Origin of the sequence: Haematobacter missouriensis (genome assembly GCF_000740775.1) — a bacterium.
Lineage (GTDB): Bacteria > Pseudomonadota > Alphaproteobacteria > Rhodobacterales > Rhodobacteraceae > Haematobacter > Haematobacter missouriensis.
Genome location: NZ_JFGS01000047.1, coordinates 1 through 20,074, shown reverse-complemented (window position 1 = coordinate 20,074; position 20,074 = coordinate 1). Strand labels below are relative to the sequence as shown.

18 protein-coding genes, 1 tRNA gene and 1 pseudogene are annotated in these 20,074 nt (G+C 65.8%); 10 read left to right on the top strand and 10 right to left on the bottom strand.

All coding sequences use genetic code 11. The features are described from left to right. Positions 1–29 precede the first annotated feature (29 nt). Positions 30–488, top strand: a pseudogene (locus CG51_RS17435) (transposase family protein); the annotation flags it as partial. Positions 489–534: 46 nt separating this feature from the next. Here the strand turns inward: CG51_RS17435 and CG51_RS20615 are convergent. Beyond that, positions 535–777: a transposase domain-containing protein gene (locus CG51_RS20615; RefSeq protein ID WP_084695265.1), complete on the bottom strand. Its 243-nt coding sequence runs from the start codon at positions 775–777 to the stop codon at positions 535–537. 41 nt (positions 778–818) lie between these two features. Then, positions 819–1,325 carry an IS66 family transposase gene (locus CG51_RS20610; protein ID WP_084695264.1) on the bottom strand — a complete coding sequence of 169 codons (507 nt, stop codon included), beginning with the start codon at positions 1,323–1,325 and terminating at the stop codon, positions 819–821. A gap of 944 nt (positions 1,326–2,269) precedes the next feature. Here CG51_RS20610 and CG51_RS17420 point away from each other — a divergent pair. Then, entirely contained in the window at positions 2,270–2,569 is a 300-nt protein-coding gene (locus tag CG51_RS17420) for a hypothetical protein (protein WP_035747186.1), read from the top strand. 159 nt (positions 2,570–2,728) lie between these two features. On the opposite strand, the gene CG51_RS17415 is transcribed toward CG51_RS17420, so the two are convergent. The 4 genes from CG51_RS17415 to CG51_RS20235 all read right to left on the bottom strand — a co-directional run bounded on the left by CG51_RS17415 (position 2,729) and on the right by CG51_RS20235 (position 4,648). Beyond that, positions 2,729–2,814, bottom strand: a tRNA-Leu gene (locus tag CG51_RS17415). Positions 2,815–2,856: 42 nt separating this feature from the next. After that, positions 2,857–3,285 (bottom strand): YqaA family protein, encoded by a 429-nt coding sequence (locus CG51_RS17410; RefSeq protein WP_035747184.1) that lies wholly within the window; start codon positions 3,283–3,285, stop codon positions 2,857–2,859. Positions 3,286–3,899: 614 nt separating this feature from the next. Then, a complete protein-coding gene (locus CG51_RS17405) occupies positions 3,900–4,292 on the bottom strand; it encodes a DUF4186 domain-containing protein (protein ID WP_035747196.1) in 393 nt (130 codons plus the stop codon). A gap of 206 nt (positions 4,293–4,498) precedes the next feature. Continuing rightward, positions 4,499–4,648 carry a hypothetical protein gene (locus CG51_RS20235; protein ID WP_156961354.1) on the bottom strand — a complete coding sequence of 50 codons (150 nt, stop codon included), beginning with the start codon at positions 4,646–4,648 and terminating at the stop codon, positions 4,499–4,501. Positions 4,649–4,696: 48 nt separating this feature from the next. Between CG51_RS20235 and CG51_RS17400 the strand changes: the two genes are divergently transcribed. The 3 genes from CG51_RS17400 to CG51_RS17390 all read left to right on the top strand — a co-directional run bounded on the left by CG51_RS17400 (position 4,697) and on the right by CG51_RS17390 (position 10,881). After that, complete coding sequence (locus CG51_RS17400; RefSeq protein ID WP_035747183.1) at positions 4,697–5,782, top strand: efflux RND transporter periplasmic adaptor subunit; 1,086 nt, start codon at positions 4,697–4,699, stop codon at positions 5,780–5,782. Then, positions 5,782–8,856, top strand: a complete 3,075-nt coding sequence (locus CG51_RS17395; protein WP_035747182.1) for an efflux RND transporter permease subunit — start codon at positions 5,782–5,784, stop codon at positions 8,854–8,856. Before CG51_RS17400 ends, CG51_RS17395 begins: the two co-directional genes overlap by 1 nt. Positions 8,857–9,744: 888 nt before the next feature. Next, the gene (locus CG51_RS17390; protein WP_035747181.1) at positions 9,745–10,881 is read left to right on the top strand and encodes a THUMP domain-containing class I SAM-dependent RNA methyltransferase; all 1,137 of its coding nucleotides are present in this window, start codon (positions 9,745–9,747) and stop codon (positions 10,879–10,881) included. 356 nt (positions 10,882–11,237) lie between these two features. Here CG51_RS17390 and CG51_RS17385 read toward each other — a convergent pair whose 3' ends face one another. Further along, positions 11,238–11,780, bottom strand: a complete 543-nt coding sequence (locus CG51_RS17385; protein WP_244901182.1) for an SRPBCC family protein — start codon at positions 11,778–11,780, stop codon at positions 11,238–11,240. A gap of 643 nt (positions 11,781–12,423) precedes the next feature. On the opposite strand from CG51_RS17385, the gene CG51_RS17380 reads away from it, so the two are divergent. The 3 genes from CG51_RS17380 to CG51_RS17370 are packed head-to-tail and all read left to right on the top strand — an operon-like array spanning position 12,424 to position 14,523. Further along, entirely contained in the window at positions 12,424–13,143 is a 720-nt protein-coding gene (locus CG51_RS17380) for a phosphatidylserine decarboxylase (RefSeq protein ID WP_269845385.1), read from the top strand. A 5-nt stretch (positions 13,144–13,148) separates the two neighbouring features. Beyond that, positions 13,149–13,913, top strand: a complete 765-nt coding sequence (locus CG51_RS17375) for a CDP-alcohol phosphatidyltransferase family protein (protein ID WP_035747176.1) — start codon at positions 13,149–13,151, stop codon at positions 13,911–13,913. Then, positions 13,903–14,523, top strand: coding sequence for a class I SAM-dependent methyltransferase (locus CG51_RS17370; protein ID WP_035747174.1), 621 nt, complete (start codon positions 13,903–13,905; stop codon positions 14,521–14,523). Before CG51_RS17375 ends, CG51_RS17370 begins: the two co-directional genes overlap by 11 nt. Positions 14,524–15,212: 689 nt before the next feature. On the opposite strand, the gene CG51_RS20445 is transcribed toward CG51_RS17370, so the two are convergent. Further along, positions 15,213–15,779: a hypothetical protein gene (locus CG51_RS20445; RefSeq protein ID WP_169742255.1), complete on the bottom strand. Its 567-nt coding sequence runs from the start codon at positions 15,777–15,779 to the stop codon at positions 15,213–15,215. 176 nt (positions 15,780–15,955) lie between these two features. On the opposite strand from CG51_RS20445, the gene CG51_RS17355 reads away from it, so the two are divergent. Together CG51_RS17355 and CG51_RS17350 are read left to right on the top strand one after the other, a co-directional pair. Further along, on the top strand, positions 15,956–16,603 hold the full coding sequence (locus CG51_RS17355) for a riboflavin synthase (RefSeq protein ID WP_035747172.1): 648 nt from the start codon (positions 15,956–15,958) through the stop codon (positions 16,601–16,603). Between the two features lie 21 nt (positions 16,604–16,624). Further along, complete coding sequence (locus tag CG51_RS17350; protein ID WP_035747169.1) at positions 16,625–17,587, top strand: carbohydrate kinase family protein; 963 nt, start codon at positions 16,625–16,627, stop codon at positions 17,585–17,587. A gap of 22 nt (positions 17,588–17,609) precedes the next feature. Here CG51_RS17350 and CG51_RS17345 read toward each other — a convergent pair whose 3' ends face one another. Next, positions 17,610–18,134, bottom strand: a complete 525-nt coding sequence (locus CG51_RS17345) for a CAP domain-containing protein (RefSeq protein ID WP_051930824.1) — start codon at positions 18,132–18,134, stop codon at positions 17,610–17,612. A gap of 63 nt (positions 18,135–18,197) precedes the next feature. Beyond that, positions 18,198–19,487 carry a replication initiation protein gene (locus CG51_RS17340; protein WP_035747166.1) on the bottom strand — a complete coding sequence of 430 codons (1,290 nt, stop codon included), beginning with the start codon at positions 19,485–19,487 and terminating at the stop codon, positions 18,198–18,200. Between the last annotated feature and the right edge of the window lie 587 nt (positions 19,488–20,074).

The window sequence follows — 20,074 nt, the reverse complement described above, 5'->3', positions numbered from 1 at the left end:
TCATTTTCTGATCCCTCCTCACCTGCAACCATGGCATCTCGCGTCTGCCAGAGGTGGCAGGCGACAAGCCGAGGCGATCAAAGTTCAAGCGCTATCCGATCGGCTTCTTCCACATCGATATTGCCGAGGTGCAGACCGCTGAAGGGAAGCTCTACCTGTTCGTCGGCATTGATCGCAGCAAGTTCGCCTGCGTTCGCCTCGTCCAGAAGGCGGGGAAGATGGCTGCAGCCCAGTTTCTGCGCGACCTGATCGCAGCTGCGCCATACCGGATCCACAAGGTGTTGACCAAGCGAGCCATTGAAGTCGCCATCGGGCCGAGCCCAATGACAAGAGTGCAGTTCGCAAATCGCAGCGTCGATACCAGCGCCTTCGAGCACATCTTCGGGCGCGTATGCCGTGAGCACGACATCGATCACCGGCGGACCAAGGTGAAACACCCTTGGACCAATGGCCAGCTCGAACAGATGAACCGCACGATCAAGGAAAGTGAAGCGGATCAGAAAACGATCCGGATGTAAGCGCGAGGACGAGGCGCTATTCGGCGAGGCTTGACGGGTTAGTGCGTTGCCACGGCATGAGGTCTTCGATGCGTGATCTGGGGTGCGCTTCCCGGATGGCACGGCGGGTGTCGGCGAGGTCGTCGACTGGGTTCACGCCGGACAGTTCGCATGTGGCGACGAGCGAGGCAAGCATGGCCCAGTTATTGGCGCCGATCTCGTTTCCGACGAAGAGGGCGTTCTTTGGGGTCAGCGATGGGGCGGATCTGGTTCTCGACATGGTGGTGTCGAGTTCGAGGGTGCCATCGTCGAGGAAGCGGATCAGGCCGGCTCGTGCGCGAGGGTATAGCGGATATCCTCGGCGAGTTGGGACTTGCGCGGGATGCGCGACAGCTGGGTTTCCAGCCAGGGCTTGAGCGCGGCGATGATTGGGCCGGAGTGCCTACGTCGGGCGGCGAGACGGTCGGCAGGGGCTTGCCCGCACACGGTCGCCTCGATCCGATGGAGCAACGCGATCTGGCGCAGCATTTCCTCGGCGATGGACGAGCCGTCGCTCTCGACGCGTTTGACGATGCGGCGGCGGACGTGGGTCCAGCAATTGACTGGCTGCCATGGCCCCTCATCGCGCGTGATCTCGGTCAGCGCGTTGTAGGACTGGTGGGCATCGCGTTGCAGGAACCTGCCTCGGTATCCGGCCAGGAACCTAAGCGGATGTTGCCGCCCCCGGCCGGGGGCGTAGTAGAACAACACGATGGGCGGTCCAGCACCACGATGCCCGCGATCGTCGGATACGACGGCCCAAAAGTAGCCGCTCTTGGTGGCCTTCACGCGAACAGATCAACGTCGCACTGAAGACTCTGTTGCCAGAAGAAGAGCAACGAAGGAAAGCTATCCGACGGTGGGCAGTGGAGGGCCTGACCGAGCCACGCATAACACGACGATGAGAACGGTGCTGATGCCCCGGATTCGGACAGGGCGGTCGCTAACGTCCAGATTGTCACGGAGGCAGGATGATAGATCACCGGTCTTCTCCACCACCATCCATATTGGGCAGGTCTTCTGGGCGCGGTCCAGCAGGGCAGTCTGCCGACGCGCGGACCGTTCACCATTTCCAGCGACTATGCGAGGAGGCCGCGGAAGTCTGGATGAGCCTTGCAGGGATTGAGGCTGCTATTCCGACACACCACGCAATCGCGCGACTCTTCGCTGCTAACGAGATGGTGGTGTTCTGGCAACGGCAGCTTCGGCTGGAGCGTGAGCGCGCCGATAGCATTCCTTCCCCGGGATGTCCGTTCGCATATGGTGATGATGAAGATGGCTAAGCTACGCACCGTTAGGCCGAAGGTTGCCACGCTGCGCCCGATACTACAGGCAGCCCGCGTCATTGCCGAGAAGCAACGCCTCGCCGAGCGGGATGAAACGAACGATTGGAGGAAGTGGTATTACAGCGCCCGGTGGCAAGCGCTCAGCGAACAGGTTCTGCGCGATGCGGCATGGGGTCCTGCTGATGGGCAAGCACCCGGCTCCCGATAGCCCCGTGGTGGACCACATCAAACCGCACCGCGGCAACCCGGACTTATTCTGGGATCGCGGCACTCTCCACGCGGTTTCGAAAGGTTGACATGACAGTAGCAAACAGACCATCGAGAACGCCGACAAGGTAGCCGCGGTTCACCCGAATTGGTTGACGCCCTCAGTGGTGCCGCTCACCATCGTCTGCGGCCCACCCGCCTCCGGCAAGAGCACCTAACGCTGGGAGCGAGGAACGCGACGTGGCGCAGGCTCAGACCGGCGAACGCGCCCTTCGGGCAATGTATCGCCGCTGGCAGGAGGTGAAGGCGGGCCACCGGGCAACGGACGACGAAGGCGAAGAGGACAAACTGTTCGATGAGATGCTCGACCTTGAGCTACGAGTCGCCGACTTTGAACAGCAGACCATGGAAGACATGGCTTTCAAAATCATCTTTGCGGACGACAACGGCGACATGAACATCCACCAGACTGCGCTTGTGGCCATGTCGTATCGCATCGTGGGCATCGAGCAGCTGGACAGGTTCGGCAAGCGGCTCTGAACGTTTGGGCATCAGCCATCCCGCGCCCAACACGCGACAACGTCTGAATCCATCGCTATCAGAGCAAATCAATTGCTTTCATTTTGATGGGTAAGAAAGAAGGTGAACGTCAGGGAAATAAAAAATTCACCATCAATATCAATATATTACGAACTAATCTGGTGGCCGCTGTGGGACTCGAACCCACACGGGCATGGCCCGAAGCATTTTAAGTGCTCTCCGTCTACCGGTTCCGGCAAGCGGCCTCCAGTCTCTCCATTCCATTCCCCCGCGGGCAGCGCAAGAGGTCAGTTCCATCCCGACGCAATCCAGATGACCGCAACATACCGTCCGCCCTTCGCAAGCGTCACGAGCAGGAGGAATAGCCCCAGCCGCTCCCGCAGCATTCCCGCAACGACAGTAAGCGGATCACCCACCAGCGGCAGCCAGCTTGCCAGCAGCGACCAGCGTCCCCAGCGCCGATACCAGCCCTCTGCGCGGCGGATTTGCTCCGGCGATGCCGGAAACCATCTGCGCCCCTCAAAGCGCGTAAGCCAGCGCCCGAGGCCGTAATTCACCGCCGATCCGAGCACGTTGCCCACCGTTGCGACAGCCCAGAGCAAAGCCAGCGAATGCGCCCCGCGATAGGCGAGGGTTCCCAGCACCGCCTCCGACTGCATGGGAAGCAGGGTGGCGGCGATGAATGCCGCGGTGAACAGGCCGAGATAAGCGATCATTGCACTCCCATCTTGCTTGCCCTTACCCCACATGTCCGTCGAAGGGCAGCGCGCAGAGCGCCGCATGCTGTGGAGCGCATCGCCATCCCTGCGCTCCGAGCCAACGCGCTGCACGATGAGGCCTGGATACCCGCCGGCAGCGATTCCGGCGGCTTTTCTGCTGACCCTGGTCGGCCCGGCCTGCCCTCCCCGCAGGGTGCCGAGGGTGTGACGTCCTCTGCGCGGGCGCAGGCCGAAGGTCTCAATGACAGTGCGTTAACAGACTGCCAAAAGAGGCTTTCAGGTCGCCGTGTGAGCGACAACTGTCTATGATCTGATGGAAACCAGCCGGAAATATACACGTCACGGGCCTAATTCCCGATTTACCAAACAGAAGGCGGTACACTTCGGAACCTTTTCACCCGCAGCCAGAATGGTCGGCTGCGAGCGCGGTCGGACGTTTGCCGGCGCCGTACAGGGAGCGGAGCCGGAGCATTGCGGCAAATACCGCGGTGAACCCCTCCCTTCGGAGCGGGTTTCGACACCCCTCGGCTCCGCACGCGGACTGCCTCGTCATCCCGGTCCGCCATCAGCAGTATGCCGCGCCACGGGAGGCCGCGCATTGCGAACCGGCTTCAGGGCAAGGCCCTGCCGGGATGCTTCCCCGAGCTCTGTCTGTCGATCCAGATCATCAGAATCCGCAGGATCATTTCCTGCTCCGCCTCATCCAGCGGGCGTCCGACAGGAATACCATGCCACTTTGCCAGACATCCCCGGCAGCACGTGGCGGTCGCATGCTGGGCGATGAACACAGGATGACCCCGCATCGGCGTCTGCCGCCCATCGTTCACCGGCGCGGCGGGGGCAAGGCGGCGGCCCACGAAGTCGGCCGCGTGGCGGGCGACGGTTTCCCGGCCTTTCGCGGCCACATAGGCCTGCTCCCCCTGCCCTAGCCGGAAGCGGCTGCGGAAACGCGACCTGTCCAGCCGGGCAAACAGTCCTGCGATGTCTTCGGGCAGCTTTTCCATCCCGCGTTCCTGCACTGATTTGAAACGGGAGGTCTCGCATCCAGGATCGCCTGCGTCCAGCCCGGAAGGGGGAAGATTATCAAATCCCGCCGGGCAAGCGCATGGCTCCTTCAGTCCCGCGCGCAAGACGGCGATGCATGGAAATACGGACAGGTCGGCAGAAAAGGGACGGATCGGCATGACTTCCTCCCTCCGGCCCGCGCGCCTCAGAGGCACCGAACCCCGCCCAAGGCGGTCCGCTCTACAAGGTCGCGGTCCAGCCGTGCGCGCATCGACAGGCCGCGCAGCATCCGACGTGGCACGCGCCGCGACTTGTTGCCCGGGCTCGCGGTTTCCCGTACGTCCCCTCTGGCCATGGAGCGTCCTTTGCGTATCTTTACGCATAACTGTCAGCGAGGCGAGAAATGATAGCACCAGCCCGAATCCTCACCTCGATGCTCGCCGCGGCGCTTCTGCTGTTGCCCGCCTGCCGGGAGGAAGCGACGGCGCCCCAGGTCGAGGGACCGCGCTTGGTCAAGACGGTGACGGTCGCCTACACGGTGGTGAACAGCCCCGGCTCGCTCGTGGGCGAGGTGGCGCCCCAGATCGAAAGTGACCTCGGCTTCCGGGTGGGCGGCAAGCTCGCCCAGCGGCTCGTCGATGTGGGCGACGTGGTGACGGCGGGAGAGGTACTGGCCCGGCTCGACATCGCCCAGGCCCAGAACAGCGTCCGTCAGGCGGAAGCCAGCCTCGCCGCGGCAACGGCTCAGCGCGAGAATGCGGAGCAGACGGAGAAACGCACCAACGACCTGCTCACACGCGGTTTCGCGACGCAGGCGGCGGCGGACGCGGCGACGGCGCAGGCCAATATTGCCCGGGCCAATGAACTCGCCGCGCAGGCCAGCGTCTCGGATGCGCGGGACGGGCTGGGATATACAGATCTCGTCGCGCCGGAGCCGGGCGTGGTCATGTCGCGCGGGGCGGAGGTGGGTCAGGTCGTCTCCGCGGGACAGATGATCGTCAAGCTCGCCCGCACCGACCTGAAGGATGCGCAGTTCCAGGCCCCCGGCGCTGTTCTGGGCATCGGGGCGGAGAATGCCGCCGTCACCATCACCCTGCTCGATGATCCCTCCATCGTGGCCCATGGCAAGGTGCGGGAAATCTCTCCGGCAGCGGATCCGGTGACGCGCACCTTCCGGGTGCGCGTGCGGATCGACAATGCCCCCGCGGCCTTCCGCTTCGGATCGGCCGTACGGGGGATGCTGGAACTGCCGGGGCCGAAGGCTGCCGCGCTGCCGCTCTCCGCGCTGTTCAACACCGCAGACCGTCCGGCGGTCTGGGTTGTCAATGCGAACGGCGTCGTTGACCTGACTCCGGTGGATGTGCTGCGCTATGAGGGCGAACGCATCCTGATCTCCGGCGGTCTTGAGGAGGGCGCGAAGGTCGTTGCGGCGGGGGTGCAGCGTCTCCGTCCCGGAATGCAGGTGCGGCTGCCCGCCGGTGATGCCTGATGGGCGGCTTCAACCTTTCTTCCTGGGCGCTCGCGCACCGTTCCTTTGTCACGCTGATCCTCGTCCTCGCCGCGCTTGCGGGTGGGCTGTCCTACCTGCGGCTCGGGCGGAGCGAGGATCCGAGCTTCACCATCAAGACCATGGTGCTTCAGGCGAACTGGCCCGGCGCGACGATGGAGGACACACTTCATCAGGTGACGGACAGGTTGGAGCGCAAGCTTCAGGAGCTCGGCGACCTCGACAACCTGAAGAGCCTCACCACGCCGGGCCAGACCATCATCTATGTGACCTTGAGCGACGAGACACCACCCGAACGGGTCGATGACGACTGGTATCAGGTGCGCAAGAAGGTGGCCGACATGGGCCGCGAGCTTCCATCGGGGGTGCTCGGCCCATTCTTCGACGACGAATTCGGCGATACCTACGGGATCATCTACGCCTTCACCGCCGACCCCGGCTTTTCGGAGCGGGAGCTTCGGGACGTGGTCGATGCGGCGCGCGACAGGGTTCTGCGCCTTCCCGGCATCGGCAAGGCCGAACTCATCGGCACGCAGGATGAAAAGATCTGGATCGAATTCTCCACCCGCCGCCTTGCCAGCCTTGGCATAGACCCGGAAGCGGTGATCGCCCAGATCCAGAACCAGAACGCTGTCGTTCCCGCGGGAGAGATCGTGACCAGCGCCGACAGCACCCGGCTCGAAGTAACCGGTGCCTTCGGCAGCGAGGCGGAGATCGACAACCTCACCATCGCCACCCAGTCCGGCGTCGTGCGGCTCGACGATATCGCGACGGTCCGCCGCGGTCCGGTCGATCCCGCCCAGCCGATGTTCCGCGTCGCGGGTCAGCCCGCAATCGGCCTCGCCATGTCGATGAAGGAGGGCGGCGACGTGCTCGCCCTCGGGCAGCAGATCGACACGGTCATTTCCCAGGTGAAATCCGACCTGCCCATCGGCATGGAGGTATCGCAGGTCTCCAACCAGACATCCGTGGTCCAGCACGCCGTCTCCGGCTTCACCCGCGCGCTGACGGAGGCGGTCGTTATCGTCCTCGCTGTCTCCTTCATCGCGCTGGGGCTCCGGGCGGGGCTGGTGGTGTTCGTCTCCATTCCACTGTCGCTGACGCTCGTGTTCCTCGCGATGGAACTCCACGGGATCGCGCTGCAGCGCGTGTCGCTCGGCGCGCTCATCATCGCGCTGGGGCTGTTGGTCGATGATGCGATGATCACCGTGGAGATGATGGTTTCCAAGCTGGAGGAGGGCATGGAGAAGACCAAGGCCGCCGCCTATGCCTGGACCTCCACCGCCTTTCCGATGCTGACGGGCACGCTGGTGACGGTCGCCGGCTTCGTGCCCGTGGGCTTTGCGAAAAGTTCCGCCGGGGAATATGCCAATTCGCTGTTCTGGGTGATCGCCTTTGCGCTCATCCTGTCGTGGATCGTGGCGGTGCTGGCCTCGCCCATCGTCGGGGTCTGGGTTCTTCCTGCTCAGATCAAGCGCAAACATGAGGGGGAGGGCCGGTATGTCGCGGCCTTTCGCCGCTTCCTGACGCGCGCGCTGCACTGGCGCTGGCCCATCGTCATCGGCACGCTGGTGCTGTTCGCCCTGTCCATCCTGGCCGCGACGCGGTTGCCGCAGCAGTTCTTCCCGCCCTCGGACCGGCCGGAGCTGCTGCTGGACCTCAACCTGCCGCAATCCTCCTCCATAGAACGCACCCGTCAGGTCGTGACGGAGGTGGAAAAGATCGTCGCGGAGGAGGCGGAGGTGGAGAGTTTCAGCTTCTACGTCGGCGAAGGCGCGATCCGCTTCTACCTGCCCATGGATGTCCTCCCCCCCGCCAGCTACACCGCGCAGGGCGTGCTGGTCACCGCTGCCGATGCCGACCGCACTGCCCTGACGGCGCGGCTTCAGAAGGTGCTGGACGACCGCTTCCCAGATGTCCTCTCCCGCGTCGCTCCGCTGGAGCTCGGCCCGCCGGTGGGCTGGCCCGTGCAGATCAGGGTGAGCGGCGAGGATCTGGGCGCGGTCCGCGATCTCGCCTGGCAGGTGGCCGACGTGATAGGCGCAGCCCCCGGCGCGGTGAACGTCAACCTCGACTGGAACGAACCCGCGCGGCTCATCCGCATCCGCGTGGATCAGGACCGCGCGCGTATCGTCGGCCTTTCCTCGTCCCAGCTCGCGCAAGCGCTGCTGGCCGTCACCAGCGGCGTGAACATCACCCAGATCCGTGACGACATCTACCTTGTCGATGTCGTGGGCCGCGGGGCGGAGAACGAGCGGCGCGACGTCGACACCCTCCTCGCCCTTCAGATCCCGCTGGGCAGTGGTCGCACAGTGCCGCTGATCTCTGTCGCGAGCTTTGATTACGCCACCAGCCAGCCCGTCGTCTGGCGGCGAGACAGGCTCCCCACGATCACCGTGCGCGCCGATGTCGTCAACATCACGGCAGAGGCGATGGCCGCGGGCATCGCCCCGGCGATAGACCGCCTCGCCGCCGCCAACCCGGAGATGCGGCTGGAAACCGGCGGCGTGGTGGAGGAAAGCGAAAAGGGCCTCGGCTCGGTGGTGGCGGTGTTTCCGCTCATGCTCATCCTCATCCTCGTCATCCTCATGGCGCAGTTGCAAAGCGTGCAGTTGCTCATCCTCGTCCTTTCCGTCGTGCCGCTCGGGCTGATCGGGGTGGTGGCGGCACTGATGATCACCGGCCTGCCGGTGGGCTTCATCGCGGTGCTGGGGATCGTCGCGCTGATCGGGATGATCGCCCGGAACTCCGTGATCCTCGTCGAGCAGATCGAGCAGCACCGCGCGGCGGGAGAGGATGGCTGGTCCGCGCTGATCGACGCGACGGTGAGTCGTGCGCGCCCGATCGTGCTCACCGCCGCTGCGGCGATCCTCGGCATGATCCCCATCGCGCGGGAGGTGTTCTGGGCGCCGCTGGCCTTTTCCGTCATCGGCGGGCTGACGGTGGCGACCGTGCTGACGCTGGTGTTCCTGCCAGCCCTCTACGCACTCTGGTTCCGGCTGGAGCCGCAACCCCCCGCCGCGTCGGCGTCACTGCCACCCTCCGCGTCGGCCTGACGGCCGCCACTCAGGGCGGTCACTCATCCCTGCGGCGGATGCTGCATCTTCGCGGGCAACCCGAGGACGGCAGCGCAATGCAGACCACCGGCCCCCGTCCCTCACCCGGCCAGGCTCCGACGGCTTCGCGGACGGTCCGGCGTTGGCGCGCCCACGGTAACCGCGTTCGCCTGAAGCCGCCGGTGACCCCCGAACAACGGCAGCTCGACGACCTGGCCCAAGGTAATCGCGTTTGCCCGAAGCCGCCGGTGCGACACCCGGCGGGCTGCTGAAAAGGCGCCGAAATATCAGGCCTGTCCTCTGGAAAATCGGCCCGGGAAACACCCGGAACAGGGAGAGCTCCGGCGGGATTTCCCCAGATTTCTGCTCCGGCGCAGACCACGCTCTCTTTCAGCAGCCTGCCGCCCCCCCCCTACGCGGGGATCCGACGCTGCCGCCCCTCGCCTACGCGCAGCGCCAAGGACATTTCCCAAGGCCCGCCAGCGGAGCCGCAATCTCCCTCGCCCCGCCTGTCCCACACGCCCGGGGCATGCCTGACCTCCTCCAAGCTGCGTGCCATGTAGCTGGCCTAGGTCCCAAGCGCCTCCGGGCACGCCTGCTCCGGTGCAGCCGGACCGATAGTATCGCCCGCCCACGCGCGACACACCAATCATCACCGTGACGCCTGGGGTCCATGCTAACCCATGGTATCGCCCGCCCCCCGCGCGCGAGACGCCTGCCTTGCCACCTGACCGCCCCTCGCCCCGGGCAGGACACGCCAGACCGGGCCGGGGTCACGGGCGCATCTTCGGCCTGCGCCCGTTCGCCCCACGACAAGCGCCGCACTCCCCGGGCCGAAACCGGCGGTTCCCCCTCGCCCCCGCAGGGGGAAACGTCTATGACGGCGCGATGACCACGCCCTTCGAGATCTTCCTCGCCGCCCCGCCGGGGCTTGAACCCGTCCTCGCCGAAGAAGCGGCGGAGGCCGGCTTTCCCGCGCCCCGCGTGCTCGAGGGCGGGGTCGCCTTCGACGGCGGCTGGGAGGACGTGATGCGCGCGAACCTCGTGCTGCGAGGGGCCACCCGTGTGCTTGCCCGGATCGGCACCTTCCGCGCCTTCCACCTTGCCCAGCTCGACAAACGCGCGCGCCGCTTCCCGTGGGGAGAGGTGCTGCGCACCGATATGCCCGTCCGCGTCGATGTCACCAGCCGCCGGTCGCGCATCTATCACGCAGGCGCCGCACGGGAGCGGATCGAAACCGCGCTCAGGGAGGGCGCGGGGATCCCCGTCGCCGCCCCCCGCGACAAGGAAAGCGAAGACCCGTCCGAAGACGCCATCGCCCTCAAGATCCGAATCGAGGACGATCTCGTCACCATCAGCGTCGATACCTCCGGCCTTTCCCTGCACAAGCGCGGCCACAAGGAGGCAGTGAACAAGGCCCCCCTGCGCGAGACGCTGGCCGCGCTGTTGCTGCGGCAATGCGGCTATACCGGTACGGAGCCGGTGGTGGACCCGATGTGCGGCTCCGGCACTTTCGTGATAGAGGCAGCCGAGATTGCCGCAGGCCTGTTGCCCGGACGCAGCCGCCGCTTCGCCTTCGAGGATCTCGCCTCCTTCGATCCTGAACGCTTGGCCGCGCTGAAGCAGGCCGCAGTGCCCCGCCTGCCCGCCTTCACCTGTCACGGCAGCGATCGCGACGATGGCGCGATCCGTATGAGCGGCGCCAATGCGGCCCGCGCCGGAGTGACGGACTGGACCACCTTCAGCCGCCTTCCGGTGAGCGAGGCTCGCCCTCCCGAAGGGCCACCGGGCCTTGTAATGGTGAACCCCCCGTATGGCGCGCGGCTCGGCAATCCAAAGTTGCTTGCGGGCCTTTACGGCGCGCTCGGACAGACGCTGAAGCAGCATTTCACCGGCTGGCGCGTGGGTCTCATCACGTCGGAGGAGCGTCTTGCCCGTACCACCGGCCTCCGTTTTCTCCCGCCCGGACCGCCGGTGCCGCACGGCAGCCTGCGTATCCGCCTCTATCGCACCGACCGGCTCTGATCGCCGGCCGGCGAGCGCAAATCACCGGCCAGCACACGACAACGCGCAGCCCCCGACCACAGAGGTAATGAACCCAAGACCGGCCATTGATCGTCCCCGATGCGGGGAACCAGTCTTTCAGGCTCCGGGAGCCTGTTGTCAGGACAGCGTGCAAAAGGAAACGGAGGGCATCCATCCCTCCATTTCCGCCCGCTTTCCCGCACAATCTGTCTGTTAGATCGCCCGGCTCGCTCAGGGAGCACCGCCGCCACGCCGCTGGAGGGGGAGAGACGGCGTGACGGCGGGGGTCCTGTCCATGCGGACCGACCGGTCTCCACTCTCGCCCGGCCCCACCCGGAAGCGAGCCTTCGAAGGCATCAATTCGCCTTGCCGAACTTCTGGACCAGCGCATCGATCCCCATCTGGTGCGCCGCCGTCACCGTGGCGATGGCAGCCTCGTCATTCAGTTCGGGCGGGGGATCGTTGTTCGGAAAGCCCCGGTAGAAGGCTCCCGTCCACTCGACCTTCGCCTTGCCGCCCTCGTCCTTCACGGCGATGATGCCGGAATAGTTGGTCACTGCCAGCGCCTTGATGTTGTCGGTGATGGTCCGGTACGAATAGGTATGACCCTCCGGGTTCCACTTCGTAAGCTGCTCCGTCGTCTGCTCGCCATTGTCCCAGGTGACGGTGCGCTGTTCGCCCGGCTTGACCTCCGCGCCCGGTTCGACCTCCACGGACTTGGCCCGCGGATACCAGGACAGGTCGTCGAACTTGCCGATCACTGCCCAGACTTCATCGGGCGTCGCGTTCAGCGTCACCTCTTGTATCACCTTCTGCCGTGAGGGGCCGTGCGCCTCCGCCAGTCCCGCTCCGAATACCAGCGCTGCACCCGCGGCGAGCACCATCACAAATTTCCGCATCAGTTCCTCCCCCGGATCCCCCTCCGGAATAGCCCGTTCAGCGTAACCGCAGCGCAGCCAAGAGCAATGCAACGAAAGTCTTACCCGCTCCCGCGCCGCGCAATCCTGCCTGCAGGGCCAGAACATGCACCAAGGCGCGGCTCGTGCCCGGCAGCCCCTGCCCGGTCGGGACGGGCCGAGAGCTTCACCGCCATCGGCGCGGGTTCTCCCCGCGGGCGCGGCCATCCATCTCGACCATGCCGAGTTTCTTCAGTCCCGCCTGCGCGATTCCTGCTCCCGCAGCGTTCTCTGCGGGTGGCATTCCGTATCCCGAGATCGAAACGGGCGCCGTCGAGGCGGCTGCTCGCGCGCCACCGTCCGCTCAATACCGGGATCAGACCTCTTTGGTCATCGGCTTGCGTGATTCATCCTCCGCGCGGAGACTGACCGGTGAGCAACCTCTCTGGCTGACAGAGGCGCGATGGCTTCGCCGAAATCCATCTTTCCCAAGAGCCACGGCAAGCCATCGACCCCGCCCCCTCTTCCCCGCCGGGCGCCACCCCGGAAACAGCGGTTTGGGCGCGCATGATTCCGGCAAACGCTTGCGAACGGTCGTCTGCAATGTTCTCCCTCGTTGCGCTTGGCCATCGAATTCCGTAACTCGATCTGGCAAACAGGAGAAACACACCACATGCGCATGACCGATACCGTGTTGAAGCCGATGCATCCCGAAGGGTGGCGCTTCGTCGGCATTTTCGCGGTGATCACCGCCCTGCTGTTCTGGCTCTGGGAGCCGCTGGGCTGGATCGGCGTGGTGCTGACCATCTGGTGTTACTACTTCTTCCGCGATCCCGTGCGGCAGGTGCCGGAGGGAGAGGGGCTGGTCATCAGCCCGGCGGACGGCATGATCTCGCAGATCGCGACGGTCCTGCCGCCGCCGGAGCTGGGCATGGCGGCCGAGCCGATGACGCGCATCTCGGTCTTCATGTCCGTGTTCAACGTCCACGTGAACCGATCGCCGGTTTCGGGCGTTCTTAAAAGGATGGCTTACACCAAGGGAAAATTCGTCAACGCGTCGCTGGACAAGGCGTCGGAGCATAACGAGCGCAACGCCCTGCTCATCGAGCTGCCCGATGGCCGCGAAATCGCCTGCGTCCAGATCGCGGGTCTGGTCGCGCGGCGCATCCTGCCCTTCGTGAAGGAGGGAGACATGCTCTATGCGGGCCGGCGCTTCGGCCTGATCCGGTTCGGCTCTCGGGTGGATGTCTATCTTCCGCCCGGCGTGTCCCCACTGGTGGCGGAGGGCCAGACGATGATCGCTGGTGAAACGGTCATGGCAGACCTCACCGGCAGCCTCCCGCCTCGTCCGGCCCGCGCGGAGTAGTGCCCATGTCCCGCCGCCCCCGCGCCAACCGTGTCCGCCAGCTCGCCCTGCCGCAACTGCTGCCGAACCTTCTGACGCTGGGCGCGATCTGCGCCGGGCTGACATCGCTCCGCTTCGCCATCGCAGGACGCTTCGGCGAGGCGGTGGGTCTCATCATCCTCGCCGCGATTCTGGACGCGCTGGACGGACGGATGGCCCGGATGATGGGCAGCGAAAGCGCCATCGGCGCAGAGCTCGACTCGCTCGCGGACTTCCTGAACTTCGGGGTGGTGACGGGGATGCTCGTCTATCTCTCCATGCTGTCGGATATCGCGAACCTCGGCTGGATCGCGGTGCTCGTCTATGTGGTGGGCTGTGTGCTCCGGCTGGCACGGTTCAACGTGGATGCCCGCTCCCCCGCGCCCGGCCCCTCGCTGGGCGGCTTCATCGGCGTGCCCTCGCCCGCGGGCGCCATGCTGGCCATGCTTCCGCTCTTCCTGAACGAAGCGCTTCCCGCAGGCACGGACGTCCCCGATATCCTGAGCGCGCTCTGGCTGGTGATCGTGGGCTTCCTGCTCATCAGCCGCATTCCCACGCCCTCGCTCAAGAAACTCAAGATGCGGCCGGAATACCTTCCCTACTGGGTGATCCTGCTGGTTGCCATCATCGCCGTCCTGTTCACCTGGCCGTGGTGGACATTGATCGCGGCGGATGTGGCCTATCTCTGCGTGGTGGGCTGGTCGGCCCTGCGCCGGTTGTCGAAACAGGGGAAGAGTGACCATGAGGCCTGATGCCGTTACCTCCACCTACCGCCGATGGGCGCCGATATACGACGCCACCTTCGGACGGGTGACGAACGCAGGGCGGCAACGCGCCGCCGCGCATGTCAGTCGCCGGGGCGGCGCGGTGCTTGAAGTCGGCGTCGGCACCGGTCTCGTCCTGCCGCTCTATCGGGGCGGTGTGCGGGTGACGGGCATCGACTATTCGCCGGAGATGCTGGCCAAGGCGCAGGAGAAGGTCACCGAACTTTCGCTCGGCCATGTGGAGGCTCTGCACCGGATGGATGCCCGGTCGCTCGACTTCCCGGATGCAAGCTTCGATACCGTGGCCGCGATGCATGTGCTCTCCGTCGTCCCGGAGCCGGAAAAGGTGCTGTGCGAAATGGCGCGAGTGTGCCGCCCGGGGGGCCAGCTGGTGATCGTGAACCACTTCACCGCGGAAGCCGGGCCTCTCCGCGCGCTGGAGCGGATCTCCACCCGTTTCGAGGATCTGCTGGGCTGGCAATCCGATTTCCCGATCGAACGCGTCCTGGGCCATCCCGATCTGGACGTCGCGGAACGGGAAAGCCTGCCTCCCTTCGGCATGATGACCTGGCTGGTGCTCGACCGCCGGGACTGCTGAGCCCTCGCCCCCCGCGCCGACCATATACCCCGCCCGCCCCAGCGACGCGACCCGCCGGGCAGGGGCGCGACAGGAAGGCATGAAACCGCTCCCCGATCCGGTCCGGAGGCGCTCCCGCCCGTCAGCGGCGGCCAAGGCCGCACTCGCCGGTTGGGCCCGGCGCCGCACTGATGCGCGGCGCGGTCGCTACGAAATGCAGTCAGCCCGCTCCCTGATGCAGATAGAATCCAGATCGCGGAGAATATCGCCTTAACAGGCGGCCGAGGGCTTTCGGACCTGCGCTGAAGCGGAGATCGTTCGCAATCAGACGAAATCCAGACAGAAACCTCCACAGTAAGGATCATTTGACAGCGGCTTTCCCCGGGCAGATTTCCCGATTCCAGAACACAAGCGTGAGATTTCAGAGCTTTTCGCAGCCTGTTCACGGATTTTGTGGCCGAGATGGATCTCCCACACAGGATGATCGACGCGCCACCCCCGGCACTAACCCCGGGTGGACCAGCCAACACGGGGCCAATAACGAGCGATTCAGGGCGACACAACTGCCATGAGCGGCGGAATCACCCCGCATCACCCCTCGTCAACTTCCCCTCTCGCCTCCACCCCCGCGTCATTCCTACCTGGCAGGAACCACCCTGCCCCGGCCCGGTCAACAACCTCGCGGACCAACCCCGCTCGCCCGTGCAACATCACCAAAACGCCAACGCCAACGCCAACGCCAACGCCAACGCCAACGCCAACGCCAACGCCAACGCCAACGCCAACGCCAACGCCAACGCCAACGCCAACGCCAACGCCAACGCCAACGCCAACGCCAACGCCAACGCCAACGCCAACGCCAACGCCAACGCCAACGCCAACGCCAACGCCAACGCCAACGCCAACGCCAACGCCAACGCCAACGCCAACGCCAACGCCAACGCCAACGCCAACGCCAACGCCAACGCCAACGCCAACGCCAACGCCAACGCCAACGCCAACGCCAACGCCAACGCCAACGCCAACGCCAACGCCAACGCCAACGCCAACGCCAACGCCAACGCCAACGCCAACGCCAACGCCAACGCCAACGCCAACGCCAACGCCAACGCCAACGCCAACGCCAACGCCAACGCCAACGCCAACGCCAACGCCAACGCCAACGCCAACGCCAACGCCAACGCCAACGCCAACGCCAACGCCAACGCCAACGCCAACGCCAACGCCAACGCCAACGCCAACGCCAACGCCAACGCCAACGCCAACGCCAACGCCAACGACCGCTGTCCCGCCCGAGAACCGAAGGCCAGCAGAAAAATCCCGCCCGCTCGATTCCGCGCCCCGTCACGCCGTGATCCGTCCGGCGCCCCGCCCCCCAGGGGTAACGCTTGCGGGACTGCCGCCGGGGCATTACTTCTGGAAGAAGATCGCGGCGCAAGAGGTGAGAAAGCCCATGTATACCGGCATCGTTCAGGCCGTCCGTCCCGTCACGGAGATCGCCGCCTACCCCGGTGGGCAATCGCTTACCGTCGATTTCACGCCGGAACTGCTGGCAGAGCTGAGCATCGGCGCCTCCGTCTCCGTCGAGGGTGTGTGCCTCTCCGTCACGCGGATGGAGGGAACGCATGTCTCCTTCGATGCCATGGATGCGACGCTCTCCCGCACCAACCTCGTGCGGCTCGCCACACAGGGGCGCGCGAATGTGGAGCGTTCCGCAAAACAGGGTGCCGAGGTCGGCGGCCATATCATCGCGGGCCACGTCGCCACCACGGCAGAGATCGTGGAGATCGAGACGGAGACCGATCAGGCCTTCCTGCGCTTCCGCGTGCCCGCCGAATGGGCAAAATATGTCTTTCCCCGCGGCTTCCTTGCCGTCAACGGCTGCTCGCTCACCGTGGCGGACCGGGAAGACGGCGGGCCGGAGGGCGACGTCTTCCGCATCAACCTCATTCCCGAAACCCTCCGACAGACCACTTTCCGCGACTACCGCCCGGGTGACCTGCTCAACATAGAAGTCGATCACGCGACGATGGTCATGGTCGATACGATCGAGCGCACCGTCTCCCGCGTGCTGCCCGAACTCATCCGCCGCGCCGCCTGACCCTTCCGAGGACCCATTTTCATGACTGCCAGGATCCTCTGTATCGGCGAGGCGCTGATCGACATGGTGCCGCGCGACCTCCTTGGCCGCACGGCCTTTCTTCCACTCGCCGGGGGCGCGGTGTTCAACACCGCCATCGCGGCACGCAGGCTCGGGGCGGAAGTCGCCTTCTGCTGCGGCCTCTCCAGCGACATGTTCGGGGAACAGCTCGCGCAGGCGTTGCTGAGGGACGGGGTGGACATCTCCTCCTGCCCGCGGAGCGACAGGCCCAGCACCCTCGCCTTCGTCTCCCTGACCGATGGGCAGGCGCGCTACAGCTTCTTTGACGAGAATACCGCCGCCCGGATGATACAGTTGGCGGACCTCCCCGATATCGCGCCGGACGTTGGCGCGGTGTTTCTGGGCGGGATCAGCCTCGTGTCCGAACCCTGCGCCTCAACGATAGAAACCTTCGCCACCCGAGCGGCGGAAGCAGGCCGGCTCATCATGCTGGACCCGAACATCCGTCCTGGTTTCATAAGCGACGAGGCAAGCTACCGCGCGCGGCTCGACCGATTGATACGCAGGGCGCATGTCGTAAAACTCTCGGTGGAGGACATGGTCTGGCTGCTCGGCACCGTCTCGCCCGCGGAGGGAGCGGCAGAGCTGCGTGACCTCGGCCCCCGCGTGGTGCTCGTCACCGAAGGGGCTGACGGCGGTTCCGCCTATCTGGCGGGCGGCGTCGCGCAGATCCGGCCTCCTGCCGTGACTGTGGCGGATACCGTCGGCGCGGGCGATACGTTCAACGCGGGTTTCCTCGCGAGCCTTGCCGACGCGGGCCTGCTCTCGCCGGAGGGGATCGCGGGCCTGACGGCGGCGACGGTGGCCCAGCATCTGGAACAGGCGGTCCATGCCTCCTGCCTCTCCGTCACCCGGATCGGTGCCGATCCTCCGGCGCGGGAGGAACTGGCGGTCTTTCGGCGTGGACTGGCCCGGCCTGTTTGACGCACCGGCACCGCGCCGGCCCTCATCCACAAGGCGCGCCGAAGTTGATGACCCAGACCGGCCCCCGGCTGCCGCGCACCATCGCGGCACCGGCTTCGTAACTTGACCGCCGCAGATTGTTCGCCCGGTGTCCCGGGCTCAACATCCAACCCCGCACGACCGCCTGCGCGTCAGGCTGCCCGCGCGAGATATTCTCCGCATAGTCGCACCCCCAATAGTCCCGCGCCGCCATCCGGTCACGGGCGCTCGAACCGCCCTCCCCCGTGTGGGAGAAGGTGCCCGAGCTTGCGATCCATGCCGCGTGGTCTGCGGCGGAGGCCGCGAGCCGATCCGACCAGGAGAGCGGATGCAGCCCCTGGTTCTCCCGTTCCGCATTGATGAGCCGGAGCACATCCCCCGCCTGCCCTGCGGGCGCGGTCACGTAGCTCGCGGGCGCTGAAGGGCCGCGACTGCTGCCGGGTACCACGATGGGCACCGGAACGATACAGGCGGACAGCGCCAGAAAACCTGCCAGCCCGAACGCGGGCGCGAGACTATGTCGGATCATCCGTTCCCCCTTCGGGAGCAACTCTCACCCGGCATCCCTGTTCCGCTTGGATACGCCAATCCTTCAAACGTCATCGAACAGGCCGGGCGCCATTTCCTCCCAGAAGGCGAAGATCGCGCGGGCGTTCAGCGCGCTGGACCAGCCGAAGCGGCGGAAATCCTCCCGCTCGAGCTCCCCCTCAAGCCGGGCGAGGAACAGGCGGCGGTCCGCGTCGCGCTGGGTCGGGTTCCGCCGGGCGACGGCCGCTTCCACCGCGGCGAAGCGCGCGCGGCGGGCCAACCGCTCGGCGGCCCTCGCCTCATCCTCGGCATCCGTCTCGGCCCGCACCGTCGCGCGTCGGGTCGCCGCCAGCCGCGCCGCCTCCGACGGTTCCTCCGCCGGTACCGTGACCGGCTGGCGCAAGGCGACCCGCAGGTACCCCGCGGGGTTCCGAACCCCGCTCCGTCCCGCGACCGCCGCCAGCTTCTCCGCTATGACGTCCTCTCCATGCTCGCCGATCCACTGCCGGGCCAGCCGGTCGGAAATCCCCTGCCCCAACAGCCGCTCATAGACCGGGCTGTGCCTGAGGCCCTCCCCCTCCTCGGCGTCGATCACGCCGAGCTGCGGGTTTTCCCGGATCAGGAAGCGCAGCTCCGCGACCGCCCGCCCCTTGCGGTGGAACTCCGGCGTGATCTCGATGTTGGAGGTGCGGTTGACCTCCTCCACCGCCGGCCGGATCACCTTGGCGTTCAGGTGTTTGAAGGTGCGGTAGTAGTCGCTCTCCTCCACGCCCATAAGGCGGCGGAACGTCTCCAGCGGCCACCATCCGGTGCTGCCGGTCCGCACGAAGCGGTAGCAGTTCTCATAGAGTGCCAGCCCGTGCCCGGATGTGAACCGCTTCTGGATATTGAGGTTGATGAGCGCGAAGACCTTCGGGTCGTGCAGCTTCTCCGCCAGCGCGGGCGAATAGGCGTATTCGCAAATGCCGCCCTTCAGCTTCGCATAGGAGAGGAGCGAGGAGACGCCCCATTCCTGCCGCCCCTTCTCATCCAGCATGTCCCATTCGGCCACCGTTTCCGCCAGCCCGCGGAGCGCATCGCGGAGCGTCGCGGTATCGTTGGAATTGTAGCCGATCATCAGCGAGAGAGTGCGCGCGTCGATCGTGTGCTTGGGCCGGGTGATGAGCGTGTCATAGGCATTGAGCAGCAGCACATTGGACAGCTTGCGCTGCAACAGAGTCAGCTTGCCGGAAACGTGGATCGCCGCCACGTTCTTCTTGACCGACTGCCGGCGCAATGCTCCTGTGAGCCGGTCGCTGGGAAGCGTATCGCCCGATTGTCTGTCGGGCCCGCGGGGAGCGAGGGTGCGCTGCATCACGGTATGCCGAGCCTCTGGTCTGCTTGCTGCCATCGATTCGCCACCTCTCGCGGGCGGCTCTGGCGGGACTATCCTGCCATAGGCACCCCACCGCAAGTCATTTTCGGGTACCTTTCACTTCCCCGAAGCATCTGAGGCGCCATAGCGTTTCCGTTTCCTCTACCGTCGGCCATAGCATTGTCGATGCCACGTCCCGCAAACGGGTGCCTTCTGCCACGGCGTGGCTTCAAAGGTACCCATCTGCGGGGATGACATCCTCCTCCCACCGCCCCGGTTCCGCCTGACTCCTGCCCGCACCCTCGATCCGACACTCTGTCCCGAAGACGGGTGCCTGAGCGGTCCGGGACAGGCAGGCCGGCGCGTAATATCCCTCCTGCAAACGGGTGCCATTCCAGCTCGCCCGACGCAAAGGGGACGGGCTGCGTTCACAGGAGCCGACTCAGCCCGTAAACGGGTGCCCATCCTCCGCTCGCAGCCCGCCCCTCCCCCTGCAAACGGGTGCCTTTTCCGCCGGTAGCAATCCTGAAAACGGGTACCATGGCCGATATATCTCACAAGGGCGCCTCTAAAAATTGCAGCAATGC

Coding starts and splice junctions, on each gene's coding strand:
- CG51_RS20615 (WP_084695265.1), bottom strand. CDS start 777: ATGTCGAGAACCAGATCCGCCCCATCGCTGACCCCAAAGAACGCCCTC.
- CG51_RS17410 (WP_035747184.1), bottom strand. CDS start 3,285: ATGATCGCTTATCTCGGCCTGTTCACCGCGGCATTCATCGCCGCCACC.
- CG51_RS17405 (WP_035747196.1), bottom strand. CDS start 4,292: ATGGAAAAGCTGCCCGAAGACATCGCAGGACTGTTTGCCCGGCTGGAC.
- CG51_RS20235 (WP_156961354.1), bottom strand. CDS start 4,648: ATGGCCAGAGGGGACGTACGGGAAACCGCGAGCCCGGGCAACAAGTCG.
- CG51_RS17400 (WP_035747183.1), top strand. CDS start 4,697: ATGATAGCACCAGCCCGAATCCTCACCTCGATGCTCGCCGCGGCGCTT.
- CG51_RS17395 (WP_035747182.1), top strand. CDS start 5,782: ATGGGCGGCTTCAACCTTTCTTCCTGGGCGCTCGCGCACCGTTCCTTT.
- CG51_RS17390 (WP_035747181.1), top strand. CDS start 9,745: ATGACCACGCCCTTCGAGATCTTCCTCGCCGCCCCGCCGGGGCTTGAA.
- CG51_RS17385 (WP_244901182.1), bottom strand. CDS start 11,780: ATGCGGAAATTTGTGATGGTGCTCGCCGCGGGTGCAGCGCTGGTATTC.
- CG51_RS17375 (WP_035747176.1), top strand. CDS start 13,149: ATGTCCCGCCGCCCCCGCGCCAACCGTGTCCGCCAGCTCGCCCTGCCG.
- CG51_RS17370 (WP_035747174.1), top strand. CDS start 13,903: ATGAGGCCTGATGCCGTTACCTCCACCTACCGCCGATGGGCGCCGATA.
- CG51_RS17355 (WP_035747172.1), top strand. CDS start 15,956: ATGTATACCGGCATCGTTCAGGCCGTCCGTCCCGTCACGGAGATCGCC.
- CG51_RS17350 (WP_035747169.1), top strand. CDS start 16,625: ATGACTGCCAGGATCCTCTGTATCGGCGAGGCGCTGATCGACATGGTG.
- CG51_RS17345 (WP_051930824.1), bottom strand. CDS start 18,134: ATGATCCGACATAGTCTCGCGCCCGCGTTCGGGCTGGCAGGTTTTCTG.
- CG51_RS17340 (WP_035747166.1), bottom strand. CDS start 19,487: ATGCAGCGCACCCTCGCTCCCCGCGGGCCCGACAGACAATCGGGCGAT.